At 63.1% G+C, this 18,540-nt stretch carries 18 protein-coding genes and 1 tRNA gene; 7 read left to right on the forward strand and 12 right to left on the reverse strand.

Translation table 11 applies throughout. From position 1 onward, the window contains the following. Positions 1-243 precede the first annotated feature (243 nt). A complete protein-coding gene (locus CK226_RS02120; protein ID WP_095790884.1) occupies positions 244-1,494 on the forward strand; it encodes a site-2 protease family protein in 1,251 nt (416 codons plus the stop codon). Positions 1,495-1,514: 20 nt separating this feature from the next. On the opposite strand, the gene lipB is transcribed toward CK226_RS02120, so the two are convergent. Beyond that, a complete protein-coding gene (lipB, locus tag CK226_RS02125) occupies positions 1,515-2,258 on the reverse strand; it encodes a lipoyl(octanoyl) transferase LipB (RefSeq protein WP_095790885.1) in 744 nt (247 codons plus the stop codon). Between the two features lie 235 nt (positions 2,259-2,493). On the opposite strand from lipB, the gene CK226_RS02130 reads away from it, so the two are divergent. Further along, positions 2,494-2,578, forward strand: a tRNA-Leu gene (locus CK226_RS02130). Positions 2,579-2,666: 88 nt separating this feature from the next. Here the strand turns inward: CK226_RS02130 and CK226_RS02135 are convergent. The 4 genes from CK226_RS02135 to CK226_RS02150 form a co-directional block, all read right to left on the reverse strand. Beyond that, positions 2,667-3,989 (reverse strand): ATP-binding protein, encoded by a 1,323-nt coding sequence (locus CK226_RS02135; protein WP_095790886.1) that lies wholly within the window; start codon positions 3,987-3,989, stop codon positions 2,667-2,669. After that, positions 3,986-4,753 (reverse strand): response regulator transcription factor, encoded by a 768-nt coding sequence (locus CK226_RS02140; protein ID WP_179300960.1) that lies wholly within the window; start codon positions 4,751-4,753, stop codon positions 3,986-3,988. The genes CK226_RS02135 and CK226_RS02140 overlap by 4 nt, the downstream gene beginning before the upstream one ends. A gap of 17 nt (positions 4,754-4,770) precedes the next feature. Then, entirely contained in the window at positions 4,771-5,625 is an 855-nt protein-coding gene (locus tag CK226_RS02145; protein ID WP_095790887.1) for a MipA/OmpV family protein, read from the reverse strand. 154 nt (positions 5,626-5,779) lie between these two features. Beyond that, positions 5,780-6,742: an AraC family transcriptional regulator gene (locus tag CK226_RS02150; RefSeq protein WP_179295850.1), complete on the reverse strand. Its 963-nt coding sequence runs from the start codon at positions 6,740-6,742 to the stop codon at positions 5,780-5,782. Positions 6,743-6,955: 213 nt separating this feature from the next. Here CK226_RS02150 and CK226_RS02155 point away from each other — a divergent pair, with 213 nt between their 5' ends. The 3 genes from CK226_RS02155 (at position 6,956) to CK226_RS02165 (ending at position 9,261) form a co-directional block, all read left to right on the forward strand. Beyond that, positions 6,956-7,726 carry an alpha/beta hydrolase gene (locus CK226_RS02155; RefSeq protein WP_095790889.1) on the forward strand — a complete coding sequence of 257 codons (771 nt, stop codon included), beginning with the start codon at positions 6,956-6,958 and terminating at the stop codon, positions 7,724-7,726. 112 nt (positions 7,727-7,838) lie between these two features. Then, a complete protein-coding gene (locus CK226_RS02160; RefSeq protein ID WP_095790890.1) occupies positions 7,839-8,699 on the forward strand; it encodes an alpha/beta hydrolase in 861 nt (286 codons plus the stop codon). Between the two features lie 67 nt (positions 8,700-8,766). Beyond that, entirely contained in the window at positions 8,767-9,261 is a 495-nt protein-coding gene (locus tag CK226_RS02165) for a DUF302 domain-containing protein (RefSeq protein ID WP_095787391.1), read from the forward strand. Positions 9,262-9,479: 218 nt separating this feature from the next. Here the strand turns inward: CK226_RS02165 and sucD are convergent, their stop codons facing one another. The 5 genes from sucD to CK226_RS02190 all read right to left on the reverse strand — a co-directional run bounded on the left by sucD (position 9,480) and on the right by CK226_RS02190 (position 14,521). Further along, positions 9,480-10,379, reverse strand: coding sequence for a succinate--CoA ligase subunit alpha (gene sucD / locus CK226_RS02170; RefSeq protein ID WP_095790891.1), 900 nt, complete (start codon positions 10,377-10,379; stop codon positions 9,480-9,482). Positions 10,380-10,393: 14 nt separating this feature from the next. Further along, positions 10,394-11,578 carry a malate--CoA ligase subunit beta gene (locus CK226_RS02175; RefSeq protein ID WP_095773004.1) on the reverse strand — a complete coding sequence of 395 codons (1,185 nt, stop codon included), beginning with the start codon at positions 11,576-11,578 and terminating at the stop codon, positions 10,394-10,396. A gap of 19 nt (positions 11,579-11,597) precedes the next feature. Continuing rightward, positions 11,598-12,575, reverse strand: a complete 978-nt coding sequence (locus tag CK226_RS02180; protein WP_095787392.1) for a CoA ester lyase — start codon at positions 12,573-12,575, stop codon at positions 11,598-11,600. Positions 12,576-12,586: 11 nt separating this feature from the next. Further along, on the reverse strand, positions 12,587-13,777 hold the full coding sequence (locus CK226_RS02185; protein ID WP_095790892.1) for an aminotransferase class V-fold PLP-dependent enzyme: 1,191 nt from the start codon (positions 13,775-13,777) through the stop codon (positions 12,587-12,589). Positions 13,778-13,900: 123 nt separating this feature from the next. Then, on the reverse strand, positions 13,901-14,521 hold the full coding sequence (locus CK226_RS02190) for a response regulator transcription factor (protein WP_095773001.1): 621 nt from the start codon (positions 14,519-14,521) through the stop codon (positions 13,901-13,903). Positions 14,522-14,947: 426 nt separating this feature from the next. Between CK226_RS02190 and mgtE the strand changes: the two genes are divergently transcribed. Continuing rightward, positions 14,948-16,360 (forward strand): magnesium transporter, encoded by a 1,413-nt coding sequence (gene mgtE / locus CK226_RS02195; RefSeq protein WP_095790893.1) that lies wholly within the window; start codon positions 14,948-14,950, stop codon positions 16,358-16,360. A gap of 134 nt (positions 16,361-16,494) precedes the next feature. Further along, positions 16,495-16,881 (forward strand): MerR family DNA-binding transcriptional regulator, encoded by a 387-nt coding sequence (locus CK226_RS02200; RefSeq protein WP_006203215.1) that lies wholly within the window; start codon positions 16,495-16,497, stop codon positions 16,879-16,881. Between the two features lie 6 nt (positions 16,882-16,887). Here the strand turns inward: CK226_RS02200 and CK226_RS02205 are convergent, their stop codons facing one another. Both CK226_RS02205 and CK226_RS02210 read right to left on the reverse strand, forming a co-directional pair. Beyond that, on the reverse strand, positions 16,888-17,364 hold the full coding sequence (locus CK226_RS02205; protein ID WP_095787394.1) for an isoprenylcysteine carboxylmethyltransferase family protein: 477 nt from the start codon (positions 17,362-17,364) through the stop codon (positions 16,888-16,890). After that, positions 17,361-18,359 carry a DUF1624 domain-containing protein gene (locus tag CK226_RS02210; protein ID WP_095790894.1) on the reverse strand — a complete coding sequence of 333 codons (999 nt, stop codon included), beginning with the start codon at positions 18,357-18,359 and terminating at the stop codon, positions 17,361-17,363. The genes CK226_RS02205 and CK226_RS02210 overlap by 4 nt, the downstream gene beginning before the upstream one ends. Between the last annotated feature and the right edge of the window lie 181 nt (positions 18,360-18,540).

Consider the following 18,540-nt stretch of genomic DNA (forward strand, 5'->3'; position numbering starts at 1 on the left):
AAAATTAGAACAAATTGCGAACATATCAACAACAGGAGAGAGTTATGACCGATCTGGTTCAGGATGTCATCTCACTGGTTTGCATGAGCACTTTTCTCATTTCCATGGCGATCTGGATCGGCGCCATGTGATCTGGCGGCTCTCGCCGCCCTCGTTCCTGCCGGGTGAACCCCGCTTCCCCGTTAAGCCTTTCTTGCCGCCGCGGCGGTAAGGTGCGCCACTCAGGCAGGGAGCAACATTCAGGTGTCGCCCATCGTCACGGCCATTTTGGTGGCCAGCAATCTCGGGCTGATCTTTCTCTTGATGACCGTGCCGCTTGGTTCGCGCACGGTCAGGGTTAGCCGCGTGATTGCGATGAACCGCCAGCGCCTCTGGCAGGCGCTGTGGCCGCTTGGCAGCGATGCCGGCTGGTCCGGCGAGATCCTGTCGGCCGAGCCGCTGGACGGGGAGGGCGTGTCCCGCATCATGCTGTCGTGGGAAGGCCGCGACGGCGGGCCGATCGAGCGCAGGGCGCGGTTTGACGATGTCGTCGAGGGCGGCCGCTTCTCGATGCGCGTGCTCGAGGATACCGCGCTCGATGCCTCGTTTTGGAAAGACTATCGCGAAACCGCAGAGCTGGTTTCCGAAGGCAGCGGCACGCGGGTGACGCTTGGCCGGACGGATCGTTACCGCGGCGTTGCCTTTCTGGTGTTCCGCTACTTCGCCATGCGCCGCGAACTGTCCAAGTTGCAACGTTGGGCGATGACCGGGCAGTACCGCAAGGGCGGCTGGTTCGAGCATCCGCTGAGCCAGGTCGGCTTTGCCGTGCTGTCGGCACTGATCCTGTGGCCGTTCTTCGGCCTCCATCTCGGCGGGCTGGTGCTGGCCGCCATCCTGACGTCCGTCGTGGCCCTGCACGAACTCGGCCACATGGCGGCATTCCGACTGATGGGCCACCGCAAGGCGCGGATGATCTTCATCCCGTTGCTCGGCGGCATCGCCATTGGCGGCCGGCCCTACAACAGCCGTTTCGAAGTGGCCTTCGTGGCGCTGATGGGAGCGGGTTTTTCCGCCTTCCTGGTGCCGATCGTCATCGCCGCCAGTGCGCTGGCCGGCAGCGAGGGGCATAAGGGCGCGGCAGCGCTGCTGGCGGCGCTGGCAGGCTGCGCGGCCCTGTTCAACATCGCCAATCTGGTGCCGGTGTGGAAGTTCGACGGCGGCCAGGTCCTGCGCCAGATCTGCCCGGGGCCGGTCGTGCTGGCGCTGGCCTCGTTCTTCCTGCTCTCGGCGTTCCTGGCGGTGGGCTGGCAGGCCGGCTTTTCCTCCGGCTTCCTGCTGGCGACCGGAGCGGTCTTTTCAATCCTCAGCCTGCTGACGATGGGCAGCGGGGTAAAGCCGCGTTACGAGCTGAAGCCTATCGGTACCGTCGACCGCTTCGCCATCGCCGGCGCGCTGCTGGCGGTGTTCGTCATCCATGGCTGCGGCGTTCTGTGGGCGTCGGCGCAGTTGCTCTGAACTGGTTAGGCCCGAAAGCATCAACCCGTCTTGCGGGCAGCCTCGGCCGGCAAAGCCGCCACGGGACCAAAAACATCCTCGAAGGCTGATTTCAGCGCCAGGTCCAGATCGGCCATGCCGACGGGCAGGCCGAGGTCGACGAGGCTGGTGACCCCGTGCTCCTGAACCCCGCATGGCACGATGCCGCCGAAATGCTCGAGCTCCGGTTCGACATTGATGGCGATGCCGTGAAAGCTCACCCAGCGCCGCAGCCTTATGCCGATTGCCGCGATCTTGTCCTCGGCCGGCGAGCTGTCCGGCAGGGCAGGGCGATCGCGCCGCACCACCCAGACGCCAACCCGGTCCTCGCGGCGTTCGCCGCGCACGTTGAAAGCGGCGAGCGTGCCGATGATCCACTGCTCGAGCGCGGCAACGAAGGCGCGCACGTCCTCGCGCCGCCGTTTCAGGTCGAGCATGACATAGGCGACCCGCTGGCCTGGCCCATGATAGGTGTATTCGCCGCCACGCCCGGCGGCAAAGACCGGAAAGCGATCGGGCTCGATCAGGTCCTCGATGCGGGCGCTGGTGCCTGCGGTGTAGAGCGGGGGATGCTCGACCAGCCAGACCATTTCGCCGGCGGTCCCGCTGCGGATCGCCTCGGCCCGCGCTTCCATGAAGGCCAGCGCATCGGGGTAGGCGGTCAGGCCGGGCTCGATGCGCCACTCGACCGGCGCCGATCCGGGGAGAGGCAGGAACGACGTGGCGATCTGGCTGCGTTCTGTCATGGGTCTTCGTTTTTGTTCGTGCGTGCCGCGATCCCAAAACCGCCTCGCACTTTTGGGCAACATGCATCCGCCTTCCATATGGCGATATCTGGTGCAAACGTCCAGTTCCGCATGCTCATTCCGATCCTGTGGACCGATATGCCAATCGGTTGAGATTATTGCGCATCGCGCACTTGTTTCGCCGGAAACGATTTGCTACACGCCGCGAGCCGGTCGGTTCCGGCTCCTACCACGTGCGGTCGTGGCGGAATTGGTAGACGCGCAGCGTTGAGGTCGCTGTGGGGCAACCCGTGGAAGTTCGAGTCTTCTCGACCGCACCAAATTTCCTGAAGCAAGCCTTCGGATACGTTGAAGTAACCTCCGCAAATCTGGCGATCATCAGGCCTGACCACAGCGCCGGCCGCTCTACTAGGGCTGGACCTCGGGTCCATTCGGCAGCTCGACGGTGACGACGAGGCCGCTTGGCTGATTGTCGCGCAACTCGATCTTGCCGCCGTGGCCCTGGATGATGTCAGCCACGATCGAGAGACCCAGACCAAAACCGTGTTTCGACGCGACGCCGCGCGACATGTCCTCCTTGAAGAAGGGTTCGAAAACGCGGGAGCGCGCCGTCATCGAAATGCCGGGCCCATCGTCGCCCACCGCGATGCGCGCTGCCGTGTCGGTCTGCGTCAATGCGACGGTGACGTTGCCGGCGAATTTGACCCCGTTTTCGCACAAATTGGTGATGGCGCGCGCCAGCGCATTTGGTTTGCACCAGCCCAGAAGCCTGTCCGGCCCGGAATAGGAAACCGAAAACCCGACATCAGAGAATTCGGCGCAGACGGTTTGCAGCACGCTGGCAATGTCGGCCCGCTGCAGCTTTTCCATCGAGACGTCGTTGCGCAGATAGGTCAGGGTTTCGTCGATCAGATCTTCGATGTGCTGGACGTCGGACAATATGCCGGTTCGAACGGGGCCGTCATCCATGCGCTCGGCGCGAAGCCGCAGCCGGGTCAACGGCGTGCGCAGATCATGACTGACGCTGCGCAGCATGCGGGTGCGGTTTTCGATCATGGTGCGGATGCGCGTTCGCATCCTGTTCAGCGCGCGCGCCAGGCCGACCATTTCGATGGAGCCGCGCTCGGCGAAAAGCTCGTTGCCATTCTCGATCTCGGCTTCCCCCACTGCGTTCGAGATGCGCTTCAACGGCTCCGTCACGGCCCAGACCGCAAACAGCCAGATCAGCACGGGCAAGGCGATGAAAGCCATGAACCTGTAGAACGAGACACGGACGAAGCCTGATGTCAGCCAGGAATCGGGCATGCCGAAATGCGCCAGGACGCTTTGCCGGTCCAGATCGATGACAAACGCGTATTGGTCGCCGATCCTTTTCCAGCGCCCAGGGATCGAGCCGCTCTCGATCTGGAGAAGCCATCCGATGCTTCGCCATTGCAGATAGGAATCTGGAATATCGCTGATCTGTTGCCTGGGTAGGATCTTGAAATCAAGGCCCGCGCGTGTCGCCGCGGCCAGAACGGCGCCGCGGGCTTCGGCTGGCGTTTCGCGCAACAAGGCAGCGACAACCGCAGCCCGCCTGGCGCTATCTTCAACGACAGGAAGGTCGATATTCGCTATCAAACCCTCGACGACCGATCCGACGGACATGATCGCGATCACCGCGATGAAAATGATCGCCGCGAACTGCCCACGCACCGACTGCGGCAGGAAACGGCGGACCAAGCGCCTCACGCTTCCTCCACCGTGGCGGTGAAGATGTAGCCACCCAGGCGGACAGTCTTGAGAAGAACCGGATCGTGCGCATCCTTTTCGATCTTCTGGCGGATCCGGCTGACATGGACATCGACGCTTCGCTCGATCGGGCCGGCAAGCCCGGCATGGGTGACGCTGAGAAGCTCCTCGCGCGACAGAACCCGGCCCGCATTGCGGCAGAACGCCAGCAGCAGGTCGAATTCATGCGTCGTGGTCGCAACCCGCGCATTGCTGGGATCATGCAGTTGCCGGCGAACGGGATCGAGGCGCCAGCCGTTGAAGCGAAGCACCTTTGTGCGGTCGCGTTCGTCGGGAGCGTAAGCCGTGCGGCGCAGCAACGCCCTTATCCTTGCCGTCAGTTCGCGCGCGCTGAACGGTTTGGTCACGTAATCGTCGGCGCCGATTTCCAGTCCGAAGATGCGGTCGATTTCCTCGCCAAGCGCCGTCAGCATCAGGATCGGAACGTTCGTTTGCGCACGAAGCCGGCGGCAGATGCTGAGACCGTTCTCGCCAGGCAGCATGATGTCGAGCACGATGAGATCGAATTTCTGGTTGCGAAGCGCGGCGTTCATGCGGACGCCGTTGGCGGCGATTTCCACGATCATGCCGTTTTCCGTCAGCGTCTCGCCGAGCATGCGGGCGATCTCGATATCGTCTTCGACAATGAGGATATACGGGCCTTGCCTCGGCGATTTGAACTCGGCGTTCAGATCGATCCGGCTGGAGCCTAGCGCGGCCTGCATTGTATTATGTGTGGCCATCAAAACCGATATCCGACGAGAAGCATCCCCGAGGGCTGGACCTTGTCGGCGACAACAGGGCTGTCGACAGCGTCCCCCATAAGAATGCCGACCCCCGCCTGGCCACGCACCATCCAGTTCCGATTGAGCATATATGTGGCGGAAATCGAAAAATCGGCGCGCTTCAACCCGGCGCCGGCATCATAACGCGCCAGCCCCGAGCGAGCCGACTGCTCCGGCGTGACGCCGAAATAGGCCTGCATGTATTTCTCGTCGGCGAAGATGACCGATGCGCCGGCGCCGACAATCAACGATTGGGAGAGAGGCCGCGTCACCTCGATGCCAAGCGTGCCCTGCACGCCGTCGCTGCCGCCGATGGTCTTGTCCAGTTGCGCGAAGATTTCCGCTGGACCGAATTTCACCGCCGCCTTGGCGCCGACGACGGCGCCCATGTCGACATCCCCCAGGCCGCGCAGATGATCGGCAACGTCCTCCTTGCGGCCCATGTCGTACCCAAGCCGCGCGCCGAGTTCGAACGGCCAGTGTTCATAGAGGGCGATGTTGGCGCCCGTCGGATCGATTCTCACCGTGTCGAGGAATGTCGCCGATATGAAAGGCACCGGCATGACCTTGAACTCGTTGCTGCCCTCATATTTGGGGACGATGATGGCGCCGCCGCCCAGCACGACATGCCAGTCGGCCAGTTTCTGTTCGAAGCGCCCGAAACGCGAAGGATCGGGCGGCGGGGTCAGATCCTCGGTGTCGACGGCGATGGCGTCCGCCGCCTGCGCGATCTGCGACTGCGTTGAAAACAGGATTGCCATCGCCGCGAGAGAGGCCCGGCCGGCGAAGAGTCCAGAAACCATTTTGAACATGCATGCTCCAGAGCAGAGAGGCAGTAAGAGCCCCCGATGATCCGGACTATTTCAGGTGAAAATGGCTGCATGCGTGAAGTGATGTTAAGTCTTGTTGCGCAATCTTGGCCTGATCTTGGCTCGTCTACGAGCACGCTATCACAAGCGCGGGAGGTCAATCGGCGACTTCCGCTACCAGAACGCCCCCTTGCCTTCGGCCACCGTCAGATCGGCGAACCGCTCGATAACGGCCAGGCGACAGGCCATGATGTCGATGGAACAGCTTCGAAAACGCCGCCGCTGTCTCGTAGCCGACCCGGTTCGCAATCCGTGCGATGGACTCATCGCTGGTTTCCAGCAGGAACGCAGCTTCCGCCATCCGGCGTTCGATCACATAACGGTACACGGACTGGCCGACGAGCTTGGTAAAGCGCGCCGAAAATACCGAGCGGCCGAGCCCGACGCGGTGGGCAAGGTCGCTCAGGGTCCAGGGCCGCTCGGGGCTTTCGTGAATCAGCTTGAGCGCCGGTCCGATATGCGGGTCAGATATGGCCCCGAGCCAGCCGCCTTGTCCTGGGCTGAGAGACGCGATCCAGCTTCGGAGCACCTCGACAAAGAGCACTTCCGTCAGTCGTGAAAGTGCGACGCGTTGGCCAGGACGCTCGAGCGTGGTCTCGCTAAACATGCGGCGCAGGATTGCTTCAAGCCAATCACCGTCCGCCGTCGGCTTTAGCAGGAGCACGGGCGGAAGCAGTTCCAGCACGCTGCCGAACATCGGCCGTGACACCGTGAAATTGCCGCAGATCATGGTCGAGAGCGGCTTTGCGCGGGTGCCGTGACGAACGAAGACCAGACGTGGCGACGATCGATCGATATCCATAATCCGCAAAGGCTCGGCCCGGCGATCCGAATAGAACACATGGGGCTCTCCGCGCGTGATGACAACAAAATCGCCCGCCGTCATCTGGATTTCCTGCCCCTGTCCGAGCGCGAGGGTCGCTGAGCCCTGGCTGAGATAGTGAAACAGCGCGTAGGGGCGCGCCGGCAACTCAAGATGCCAGGGATGGCCGAGCTCGAAGTGAAGGAGCAGCGTCCCGCCGAGACGAACGCGATCGAGCACTTGGGCGAGGATGTCCATGCCGCCGAGACTAACCCAATGGACGATCGGACGCAACATCCGGACGATTGATCCCTATCGTCCGGAATGCCCGCGGATTAGGTCATGTCGTGGCGGGCCGACGTCAAATGCGGCAACCATCACCCGAACGGCAGATGGGAGAACCGCGACTGTTGCCGACACGCCTGCCTTTCCTCGGACCCGCGTCGTCCGTCATCTCAATAGGAGCAACCAATGCGAAATCTTCTACTCTCAGTCGCCACCGTCCTCATGGCCGGAGCAACAGTCGCCGCCCCCGCCCTATCAGCTCAACTGCCCAAGGGGGCGGCTCACAATATCGTGCTCGTCCATGGCGCTTTCGTCGACCTGACGAGTTGGAAGCCGGTCGCCGATATCCTTACGAAGAAGGGCTACAACGTAACGCTCGTCGAAAACCCGCTTACCTCGCTCGCGGCGGACGTCGACGCCACCAAACAGGCGCTCGCGAAACAGAACGGCAAGACCGTCCTCGTTGGCCACTCCTGGGGCGGTGTGGTCATCACGCAGGCAGGTGACGATCCCAACGTCTCGGCGCTCGTCTACGTCTCCGCATTCGCGCCCGACGTGGGAGAATCGCTGGCGAGCTTATCCAAGAGCGGTCCGGCAACCGAAGGCGCCGCGGCGATTCATCCCGACGAAAAGGGCAACCTCTACATCGACCCCAAAGTGTTTCCTTCGGCAGTCGCGGCTGACCTTCCTGCCGAGATCGCCGAATCCTTGGCAAACCATCAGCTCCCGTTGAACCACACGGCGTTCGAGGCTCCAGTCGATAAGGCAGCCTGGCACGACAAGCAGACGTTCTATGTGATCAGCACGAAGGACAAGGTCATCGCACCCGAGGTCCAGAAGCTGTTTGCCGACAGGATGAAGGCCCAGACGACGGATGTCGCCGGCAGCCATGCCTCCCTGGTCGTCCACGCCAAGGAAGTCGCCGCGGTGATTGAAAAGGCCGCGCTCGTGAAGTGACGAGGGTGCTCGGCGGACTACGGAATGCCTGGTCCGCGAACGGCTCAAACCTGGCCAAAACCGCACCAGCTACTCCCACTCGATTATCTATGCCAAGCATCCGGAGGATGACATGACTGAGTTCGACACCTTGAGCCAGGACGCCGCAACGCTAGAAACAGCGCCCACCCGTTACATCGAAGGCGGCGGTATCCGCTTCGCCTATCGCCGCCTCGGCCCATCGACCGGAACGGTGCTTGTTCTCCTACAGCATTTCTCGGGCAACATCGACGCGTGGGACCCCGCCGTCGTGAATGTGCTGGCCACCGATCGACCGGTGATCGCTTTCGATAACACCGGGGTCGGCCGCTCGACAGGCCAAACGCCCGACAATATCGTGGCGATGGCTCGAGACGCGGTCGCTTTTATCAAACTGCTCGGCCTCTCCGAAGTCGACCTTCTTGGCTTTTCCCTCGGCGGCTGCGTCGCCCAGCAGATCGCCGCCGAGCACGGACGGCTGGTGCGCAAGCTCATCCTCGTCGGCATGGCTCCGAGAGGCGGAGAAGAGCATCTGTTGACGGTTCTCCAGGACGCGTTTTCCCAAACCTACGCGCCGGATGTCCGCCTGCCACTATTCTTCACGAAGTCGTCCGCCAGCCAGTCTGCCGGCCTGGCTTTCCTGAAGCGGGCGAAGGTGCGTCAGGAAGATCGGGACACGGACAACGGCGGCGCGGTGACGGATCCGCAGGCCAAAGCGCTTATTACCTGGTGTGCCACGCCTGATCCCGAGCACGCCCTTCTGCGCGCCATCCACCAGCCCGCCCTTGTGGTCAGCGGCAGCCGCGACACCATGCTGCCGGCGGACAACGCCTACGCAATGTTCAAGGCTCTTAGCAACGCCCAGCTGGTCCTCTATCCCGATTCCGGCCACGGCGCCCTGTTTCAGTACCACGAATTGTTCGTCGGCCACGTCCGGACCTTCCTGGAGGCGTAATCGGCGGTGGCATAATCCGGCGCGATCGGTCGCACCTTGATTCTTGAGAGCTGTTACGGAGAAAGAAATGACACTCGCAAAGGTCGAGGTTGAGCGTTTCAGCCTGAAGTGTTCCAAACCATTCGACTCCGTTGTGGCCGCGCTCAAGTCAGCGGTCGGGCAACCTGACATTGTCGAATTTTTCAAGGCGACGAGGGCTGCAAATTCCTTCTCGGATTTGGAGCGTGTTGTGCAAAGCGGCCTAGGCCGCACAGGTCTCCTGCTTTTCGCGGAATTCGACCTGGGCGCCATTCTGCGCCGCGAAACTGGAACCGAGACTCCCAAGAGCATGCGGTTCCTGGTGGGCAATCCACTCATCATGAAAGAAATGGTCAAGCACGTTTCCGATGCTGGATCTTACGCTCCAGTCACAGTCCTTGTTGATGAACGTCCCGATGGCGTGCACGTCTCCTACGACAAAATGGAGAGTTGTCTGCTCCCTTATGGCAGTTTGGAGGCTCTTGCCGTAGCTCGCAATCTCGATGCGAAAATCACAACCTTGCTACGCGAATGCACAAACTAAGCTCATGGTGACGCTCAGGCGGCAGAGTACTCCCACACGTTTGGCCATGACATGGCATCGGTACTGCTGCCGCTGGGGCTTGGCACGCCCGGCACGGCGCTGGAGGTTTCAATTCTCGGCGGGCGGCGCCCGCCAAGGTGATCGCCGACTCTCCCCTATGACCAGGAAGGCTCGCGCGGGCGTATGTGAGGGACCCCCAGCGTGGAGAGGCGCGGAAATCACGCCGCCTTCTTGATCCGCGCCAGCGTATCGGCAACCACCTCGCCAAACGACGACGGCGTCGGCACGATAATGACGCCTGCCTCCTTCAGAATTTCGACCTTCTCCTGCGCCGACTCGCCGAAGGCGGAGATGATGGCGCCGGCGTGGCCCATGCGGCGGCCTTTCGGGGCGGAGAGGCCGGCGATGTACGCGATCAGGGGCTTGCGCATGTTGTCGCGTGCCCAAATCGCGGCTTCAGCCTCTTGCGGTCCGCCGATCTCGCCGATCATCACCACGGCGTCGGTCTCGTCGTCCTGCTCGAACAGTTTCAGCATGTCCTTGAAGGAGGAGCCGTTGATCGGGTCGCCGCCGATGCCGACGCTGGTCGACACGCCGATGCCGAGCGCCTTCATCTGCGAGGCGGCTTCGTAGCCAAGCGTGCCGGAGCGGCCGACAATGCCGACGCGGCCGGGCAGGTAGATGTTGCCGGGCATAATGCCCATCAGCGCCTGTCCAGGGGTAATCATGCCGGCGCAGTTCGGGCCGATCAGCCGCATGCGGTCCTCGTAGCGGTAGCGGCGCATGTAGCGCTTGACCTGCATCATGTCCTGCGAGGGGATGCCGTCGGTGATGCAGACGCAGAGTTTTATGCCGGCATCCGCGGCTTCCATGATCGAATCGGCGGCGAAGGGCGGCGGCACGAAGACGATGCTCGCCTCCGCGCGGGTCTCGCGCACCGCCCCCTTGACCGTGTTGAAGACGGGCAGGCCGAGATGCGTCTGGCCGCCCTTGCCGGGGGTGACGCCGCCGACCAGCTTGGTGCCGTAGCGTTTCATGTCCTCGGCATGGAAGCTGCCGATCTTGCCGGTGAAACCCTGGACGATGACGCGGGTGCTGCGGTTGAGCAGGATTGCCATTTTCTCGACCTCCCTCAGGCTGCTTTTTTCTTGGCGGCCGCGCGCCAGGCGGCGACGGCTTTTTCGGCGGCTTCGGCCAGCGTGTCGGCGACGATCACCGCCTCGCCGGAATCGGCCAGGATGCGGCGTCCTTCCTCGGCCTTGGTGCCGGAGAGCCGCACCACCAGCGGCACGGTGACGCCGACCTCGCGGATCGCCTTGACGACGCCCTCGGCGACCCAGTCGCAGCGGTTGATGCCGGCGAAGATGTTGACCAGGATGGTCTCGACATTCTTGTCGCCCAGCACTGCCCGGAAGGATTTCGCCACCCGCTCGGGCGAGGCGCCGCCACCAATGTCGAGGAAGTTGGCCGGCTCGCCGCCGGCGATCTTGATCATGTCCATCGTCGCCATGGCGAGACCGGCGCCGTTGATGATGCAGCCTATATTGCCGTCCAGGCCGACATAGGAAAGGCCACGGTCGCTGGCGAAGGTTTCGCGCGGGTCTTCCTGGCTCTTGTCGCGCAGTTCGGAGATTTCCGGCCGCCGGAACAGGGCGTTCTCGTCGAACGACATCTTGGCGTCGAGCGCCACGAGATTGCCGTCGCGGGTCACCACCAGCGGATTGATCTCGAGCATCGAGGCGTCGTAGTCGCGGAACACTTGGTAGCAGCTGAAGATGGTCTCGGTGGCCTTGCCGATCAGGTCGTGGTCGAGGCCGAGCCCGAAGGCGATCTCGCGGGCCTGGAAACGCTGCATGCCGACGCCGGGATCGACCGTGGTGCGCAGGATGGAATCGGGGGCCTTCTCGACGATGTCCTCGATCTCCATGCCGCCGGCGGCCGACGCAACGATCATGACGCGCTCTTCCTTGCGATCGAGCACGAAGCCGACATAGAGCTCCTGGGCGATGTCGACGGCCTCCTCGAGGTAGAGCCTGGAGATCAGCTTGCCGCGCGGTCCGGTCTGCTGCGTCACCAGCTTGCGCCCGAGCATGGCTTCGGCGGCGCTGGAGATTTCCTCGTCATTGGCGCACAGCTTGATGCCGCCGGCCTTGCCGCGCGCGCCGGAATGAACCTGCGCCTTCAAGACCCATTTGCCGCCGCCGATCTCGCGCGCCCGGTAGGTCGCCTGTTCGGGGCTGTAGGCCAGCCCGCCGCGCGGCACATGCACGCCGTGGCGAGCGAGCAGTTCCTTGGCCTGATATTCGTGGATGTCCATTGTTGTCCTCCCGTAACTTTCAATGCGTGGCGACGCGCGGCTCCCGTTGGTTAAGTTGGCCGGCGCGTTCGATGGCTTCGTTGACCACCAGAACGTTCCTCGCCATGCGCTCCGACGCGGCGTCGATCATCTTGCCGTCGAGTGCGGCGGCGCCTTTGCCCAGAGCCTCGGCTTCCTTGAGCACCTCAAGGATGCGCCTGGCCCGCGCGACCTCCTTTTCCGGCGGCGAGAAGACGTCGTTGGCGAGCGCGATCTGCGAGGGGTGGATCGCCCATTTGCCTTCAATGCCCAGCGCCGCGGCGCGTTTGGCCCCGGCGATGTAGCCCTCGGGATCGGAGAAATCGCCGAACGGCCCGTCAATGGCGCGCAGGCCATAGGCCCTGCAGGCAACCGTCATGCGCGACAGGGCGAAATGCCACTGGTCGCCGGGATAGTCGGGGTTGAGGCCGCCAATGTTGACGGTGCGCGCCTTGCAGCTTGCGGCATAGTCGGCGACACCGAAATGCATGGCTTCCAGCCGGCCGGGCGTCGCGGCGATCGCCTCGACATTGGCCATACCGAGCGCCGTCTCGATCAGCGCTTCGAGGCCGACGCGGGTCTTGAAACCCTTGGCCATCTCGATCTGGTTGACCATGGCCTCGACCATGTAGAGGTCGGCCGGCACGCCGACCTTCGGCACCAGGATGGTGTCCAGCCGGTCGCCGGCCTGTTCCATGACGTCGACCACGTCGCGGTACATGTAGTGCGTATCCAGCCCGTTGATGCGCACCGAGACGGTCTTGCCCTTGGCGCGCCAGTCGATGTCGTTGAGCGCCTGGATGATGTTCTTGCGGGCGCGTTCCTTGTCGGGCGGGGCGACCGCGTCCTCGATGTCGAGGAAGACGAAGTCGGCGGCGCTGTTGGCTGCCTTGTCGATCATTTCCGGGCTGGAGCCGGGAACCGCCAGCTCGCTGCGCTGCAGCCGCAATTTCTTCAAATGGTTGATGGTGTGGCTCATCGTCGGCTCCCTCAGGCGGCTTCGGCGACCGGCACGGCGGCCGAGGCGCGGAAATGCTGGATGGCGGCGCCGACGCCGGAGCCCGGCGCCAGCCTGACGCCGCAATCGAGCAGCGCCATTTCGGCCGCCGACAGCGAGGCGAGCACCATCACCTCGTTCAGCCAGCCGAGATGGCCGATGCGGAAGACCTTGCCCATCACCTTGTTGAGGCCACCGCCGAGCGAGGTTTGGTAGGTACGGTAGGCGCGCTTGACGATGTCGGCGCTGTCGATGCCTTCCGGCACCAGAATGGCGCTGACCGTATCGGAGTGCCATTTCGGCGCCTTGGCGCAGAGTTTCAGGCCCCAGGCGTCGACCGCCTTGCGCACGCCTTCGGCGAGGCGATGATGGCGGGCGAAGATGTTGCCCAGCCCTTCCTCGGCGATCAGGTCGAGCGAGGCGCGCAGGCCGCGCAGCAGCTGCGTCGCCGGCGTGTAAGGGAAATAACCGGCATCGTTGGCGCGGATCATGTCCTCGAAGGAGAAGAAGCAGCGCCGGTGGGTGGCGGTTCGCGAAGCGACAAGCGCCTTCTTGCTGACGGAGAGGAAACCGAGGCCGGCGGGCAGCATGAAACCTTTCTGCGAGCCGCTGACGGCGCAGTCGACGCCCCATTCCTCCTGGCGGAAATCGATCGAGCCGATCGACGACACGCCGTCGACGAAGAGCAGGGCAGGGTGGTTGGCATCGTCGAGCGTGGCGCGGCAGCCGGCGACATCGCTGGTCACGCCGGTCGCCGTCTCGTTCTGCGTGCAGAAGACGGCCTTGATGCGGTGCGCCTTGTCCGCCTTCAGCCGCTCGGCATAGAGCTCGAGCGGCACGCCGGTGCCCCATTCGCAGTCGATGACATCGACCTCGAAGCCGAGGCGCTGGGCCATGTCGACCCACAGATGCGAGAACTGGCCGAAGCGCGACATCAGCACGCGGTCGCCGGGGCTGAGCACGTTGGTCATCGCCGCTTCCCAGGCGCCGGTGCCCGAGGACGGGTAGATGAAGACGCGGCCGGTCTCGTTCCTGAAGACTGTCTTGATGTCCTCGAACAGCGGCAAAGTCAGATCCGGGAAAGATGCGGCGCGCATGTCCTCCATTGGGAGGTTCATCGCCTGCCGGACCTGTTCGGGGATGTTGGTCGGTCCGGGAATGAAGAGATGGGTGAAACCGGCCATGGTGCGAACTCCTCCTGATCCAGCAAAGCGGTGGGGGGAGTTTCGTTTCGACGGCTAAAGCCAACAACACCTTGGCGGGTAAGATCTCGCCGCGCGCGGGTGGGGCGGGCCTACCCGGTTGGCCTACCCGAAAGGCTGCTTCTGGGTGCGCCTCTCGCGCGCATAGAGCGCGACGGCCATCGCCCGGTTGCGGACGTCGAGCTTGTCGTAGAGATTCTTCAGGTGGTACTTCACCGTGTTCTCGGAAATGCCGGTGCGCGTGGCGATCTGCAGATTGGTCCAGCCGTCGGAAAGCACCGCCAGCAGCTCGCGCTCACGCACGGTGAGCTGCGCGAGCGGCGTGTCGTTGACCTTGTTGATGTCGATATAGGGGATGCAGATGCGGCCATGCGCCACTGCCAGGATTGTGTCGAAGATGATGGCCGGATCGTCGAACTGAAAACAATAGCCCTGCGCTCCCAGCCGTACGCATTGCTTCAGGATGCCGATGTCATGGTCGTTGGAAAAGACGGTGATGCGCACGTCGAGCTTGCGGCTCTGGACCTCGGCCAGCACATCCGCGCCGTCCATGTCGGCGAGCTTCCAGCCGATGATTGCGACGTCGAATCCGCCCTTCGCCGCCAGATCCAGGAATTGCTTGCCGCTCTGCACGCTGCCCAACAAGTCGAACCGGCCATCGCATTCGAGCATCTCGCGCAGCGCCGATATGACGAATGGATTGCGTTCGGCGACGACAATGCGCATGCGCCGGTCGCCAATTGCCTTGCTCGTTTTCCCGGGCTTGCTGTTCAAGGGCCGTTTTTGTCCTGGGGTGGTTGTGCCGCAACTCCGAGGTCAGGCTTCAGGCCTGGACCCGTACCATGACAATTCTGCCCCAATCGCGCGGGGGTGCTCTTTCCCCAGCGACATCGGCTGTCGCGCCGTCTGAAGCCGCGATTCGCTGGTTGCTGATGGGACAGGCGCCGCCAGGGCAGAGATCCGGCGATACGCTCACCACGTGGCATGGAACCAGCGTTTCGTTTGATATTCCGTGCCTTAGAGCGATAAGTTCTCAAATCGAATCGCGTCTGCAGGCGAGGTGCATCGAATTTTCGCGAAACCGGTTTCCGCTTTAAGGTCCGATGCTCTAGACCTGAGACACGATTTTTCCGGGAATGGCGGGAGGCGCTGTTGGAGGACAAGCAGACGATCTCCGCCAAGGCGGCCGACGACATCCACGCTGACATCTATGGCGAGGACGGTGCGGTCCTTTCGTCCTTCCTTGCCCAGATCGGCGCCGCGATCGCCGACCGCGATACGCCGACCCTCAAGCATGAAGTCGACCATCTCCACCAGTCGGAACTCGGCGACCTGATCGAGGCGCTGCATCCCGAACAGCGGCGCGCCCTGGTCGAACTGCTGGGCGCCGATTTCGACTTCTCCGCGCTGACCGAGGTCGACGAGGCGATCCGCATGGAGATCGTCGATCACCTGCCCAATGCGCAGATCGCGCAGGCGGTGCAGGAACTCGATTCCGACGACGCCGTCTACATTCTCGAAGACCTTGAAAAGGAAGACCAGGACGAGATCCTGTCGCAACTGCCGTTCACCGAACGGATCAGGCTGCGCCGTTCGCTGGACTATCCCGAAGAGACCGCCGGGCGGCGCATGCAGACGGAGTTCGTCGCGGTGCCGCCGTTCTGGACGATCGGCCAGACCATCGACTACATGCGTGAGGACAAGAACCTTCCCGACCGTTTCAGTCAGATCTTCGTCATCGATCCGACCTTCAAGCTCGTCGGCGCCATCGATCTCGACCAGATCCTGCGCACCAAGCGCGCGGTCAAGGTTGAGGATGTCATGCATGAGACGCGCCACGCCATTCCGGCGACCATGGATCAGGAAGAGGCGGCGCGCGAATTCGAGCAGTACGACCTCTTGTCGGCCGCCGTCGTCGACGAGAACGAGCGGCTGGTCGGCGTGCTGACCATCGACGATGTCGTCGACGTCATTCAGCAGGAGGCCGAGGAAGACCTGCTGCGCATGGGCGGCGTCGGCGACGAGGAACTTTCCGACACGGTGTTTGCAACCTCGCGTTCGCGCGTTCCCTGGCTGCTCGTCAACCTTGTCACGGCATTCCTGGCGGCATCGGTGATCCGGCTGTTCGACCACACGATCGAGCGGATCGTGGCGCTCGCCGTGCTGATGCCGATCGTCGCCGGCATGGGAGGCAATGCTGGTTCGCAGACCATGACCGTCACCGTACGGGCGCTGGCGACGAAGGATCTCGACATCTACAACGCCGCCCGAATCATCCGCCGCGAAATGGGTGTGGGCTTCATCAACGGCGTTGTCTTTGCCGTTTTGATCGGCATCGTCGCCGCCCTGTGGTTTCGTGATCCCAATCTGGGCGGGATCATCGGCGCGGCGATGATCATCAACATGTTCGCGGCCGCCCTTGCCGGTATCCTGATCCCGCTCATGCTCGACCGATTCAAGATCGATCCCGCCGTGGCGTCGGCGGTTTTCGTCACCACCGTCACCGACTGCGTCGGCTTTTTCGCCTTCCTCGGCCTCGCAAGCTGGTGGTTCGGCGTCAGGTAGCCTCAATTGACTTTTACGTAAATGCCGTGCGAGGCTCGTGCGGGGGCCATGTCGATTCCGGCGGGCAAGGGTTTGGTTCGGGACGGGAGGCAGCGCCGCCTGGCGTTGCCCCGGGGTTCGGGCATGGAGCGACAATGCGGGAATATTACTCGATCACCGAACTGACCCGCGAATTCGACGTGTCGACGCGGACGCTGCGTTTCTATGAGGACGAGGGGCTGGTGCAGCCGGTGCGGCGTGGCCGTACGCGGCTGTTTCGCCCGTCCGACCGCCATCTCATCCGGCAGATCATGCGCGGAAAGCGGCTCGGTTTCTCGATCAACGAGATCCGCGAAATCATCCAGATGTACAAGGAGCCGCCGGGCGAGGTCGGGCAGCTGAAGCTGATGATCAAGCGCATCGAGGAAAAGCGCGAGGATCTCAGGCAAAAACGCCGCGACCTCGAGGAAACGCTGGCCGAACTCGACCAGGCGGAGGAGTCCTGCGTCGAGCGGCTGGTTGAGCTCGGCGTCAATACGTAACGCCGCTCAGATCCAGCGCCGCACCCTTTTGGCGTAATCGCGATATCTCTTCCCAAACTTCGCCGCCAGCATCTTTTCCTCACGCTCGATGGCGACCTTCTGCGTGGCGAAGGCCGCGATGAACGCCAGCGGCAGGAACCATACGATCCCCGTGACAAAGGCGACGCCGATTAGTAGCAGCGTGTTGGCGAGATACATCGGGTTGCGGGTGACGCCGAATGGCCCTGTGGTGACGAGGTGGTCCGGCACTGCATTGGGGTTGAGCGTCGTTCTGGCCCGGACCATGGTGCGGATGGCGGTGAACCAGAGCGCCGCGACGGCGAATAGTGCCACCCAGCCGGCCGCGAACAGCAGGTCGCCCAGCAGATCGCCGATCCAGGGCAGCGGATAGAGCAGGCCGAGAATGACGCTGATGGCGATTGCCGCGACGTAGATCACCGGCGGCCACGGTATCACGCCGGGCTTCGGCTGGGTTCCGGTCATTGCGTTCCTCCCTCGTTCATCTTGTCCTCGGTCTGGCCCGTGCAGCTGGCGGCCAGATCGCCCAGATGCGCTCGGAATTCCGCAGTCTGGTCGTTGTTCTCGAGCCGATCAAGCGCGGCCTCGCCCTCGAGCGTCGTCAGCATGCAACTGCAATAGCTCGAACAGAAGGTCGCGTTGCGCGTCTGCTCACATGAACGCTGGCAGGTTTTCAGGAAATTGACCTGCACGGTTTCGACCTGAGCCGGCATGGCTTGCGAGAACAGCCAGACGCAGCCGATCAGCAGCGGCTGGTGGATCAGGTAGAAAGCGAGGCTGTGGCGGCCGATGAAGACCAGCGGATTGGCCCAGCGGCCGGGCATAAGGCTCGCCAGGCGGGCTCGCAGGCCGGAGGCTGAGGCGAGTTTCGCTACCCCGATGCCGACAAGCACCGCGCCGAACCACGGAAACAGCGGCACATAGTCGTTGGAGCGTGGGTTGATCGCCGACAGGCCGATCCACCACAGCCAGGGATGGTCCAGCGCTTCGAAGCGCAGATAGACGGGCGCGGCGATGACCAGCGCGGCAACGACAAGGGTCAGCAGGGCGGGCAGCCGCAGGAAGGCGAGGCCGAGCAGGCTGGCGAGCGCGATCTCGTGCAGGATGCCGAAGAAGATGAATCCGTCCGGCGTCGCGATACGGGTTACCACCGAAATGGCGATCGCCGCTCCGGCGACCATGGCAAAACGTTTCCAGAAACCGTTCCAGCGGATTTGCTGGCCGTGCGCGAGGTAGAGGCTGACGCCGACCAGGAACAGGAAGGTCGAGGCAATGCAGCGCGCGTAGATCTTCCACCAGCCGAAGGCGGTGAGGCCTGGATCGGTATAGCCGAAGAATTCCAGGTCCCAGGTGAAATGGTAGCTCGCCATGGCCAGCAGCGCGATGCCGCGCACGATGTCGATGGCGACGATGCGCCTGGATGGCTCCGGAACGGGTGCGGTCGGCGTATGGATGGTCATGGTCTCGCGATCTGATTCAGCCCCGCGTGAGAACTATCACGGTTGGACCGGACAGAAGAAGCCGGGGCGTTGGATCAAGCGGCGCTTTAGGCCAGTGCCGGGAAGTCGTTGACCGACTTCGCTTTTCACGGCCTATGCGTCGGTTTCCTCTTAATCGTCCGGGAACGGCCAAGGCAGATTT

The organism is Mesorhizobium sp. WSM4311, from assembly GCF_002295115.1.
Taxonomy (GTDB): Bacteria; Pseudomonadota; Alphaproteobacteria; order Rhizobiales; family Rhizobiaceae; genus Mesorhizobium.

Bases quoted from the DNA above. Each gene is read 5' to 3' on its own strand.
- lipB (WP_095790885.1), bottom strand. From the start codon at position 2,258: ATGACAGAACGCAGCCAGATCGCCACGTCGTTCCTGCCTCTCCCCGGA.
- CK226_RS02140 (WP_179300960.1), bottom strand. From the start codon at position 4,753: ATGCAGGCCGCGCTAGGCTCCAGCCGGATCGATCTGAACGCCGAGTTC.
- CK226_RS02145 (WP_095790887.1), bottom strand. From the start codon at position 5,625: ATGTTCAAAATGGTTTCTGGACTCTTCGCCGGCCGGGCCTCTCTCGCG.
- CK226_RS02150 (WP_179295850.1), bottom strand. From the start codon at position 6,742: ATGGACATCCTCGCCCAAGTGCTCGATCGCGTTCGTCTCGGCGGGACG.
- CK226_RS02155 (WP_095790889.1), top strand. From the start codon at position 6,956: ATGCGAAATCTTCTACTCTCAGTCGCCACCGTCCTCATGGCCGGAGCA.
- CK226_RS02160 (WP_095790890.1), top strand. From the start codon at position 7,839: ATGACTGAGTTCGACACCTTGAGCCAGGACGCCGCAACGCTAGAAACA.
- CK226_RS02165 (WP_095787391.1), top strand. From the start codon at position 8,767: ATGACACTCGCAAAGGTCGAGGTTGAGCGTTTCAGCCTGAAGTGTTCC.
- sucD (WP_095790891.1), bottom strand. From the start codon at position 10,379: ATGGCAATCCTGCTCAACCGCAGCACCCGCGTCATCGTCCAGGGTTTC.
- CK226_RS02175 (WP_095773004.1), bottom strand. From the start codon at position 11,578: ATGGACATCCACGAATATCAGGCCAAGGAACTGCTCGCTCGCCACGGC.
- CK226_RS02180 (WP_095787392.1), bottom strand. From the start codon at position 12,575: ATGAGCCACACCATCAACCATTTGAAGAAATTGCGGCTGCAGCGCAGC.
- CK226_RS02185 (WP_095790892.1), bottom strand. From the start codon at position 13,777: ATGGCCGGTTTCACCCATCTCTTCATTCCCGGACCGACCAACATCCCC.
- CK226_RS02190 (WP_095773001.1), bottom strand. From the start codon at position 14,521: ATGCGCATTGTCGTCGCCGAACGCAATCCATTCGTCATATCGGCGCTG.
- CK226_RS02200 (WP_006203215.1), top strand. From the start codon at position 16,495: ATGCGGGAATATTACTCGATCACCGAACTGACCCGCGAATTCGACGTG.
- CK226_RS02205 (WP_095787394.1), bottom strand. From the start codon at position 17,364: ATGACCGGAACCCAGCCGAAGCCCGGCGTGATACCGTGGCCGCCGGTG.
- CK226_RS02210 (WP_095790894.1), bottom strand. From the start codon at position 18,359: ATGACCATCCATACGCCGACCGCACCCGTTCCGGAGCCATCCAGGCGC.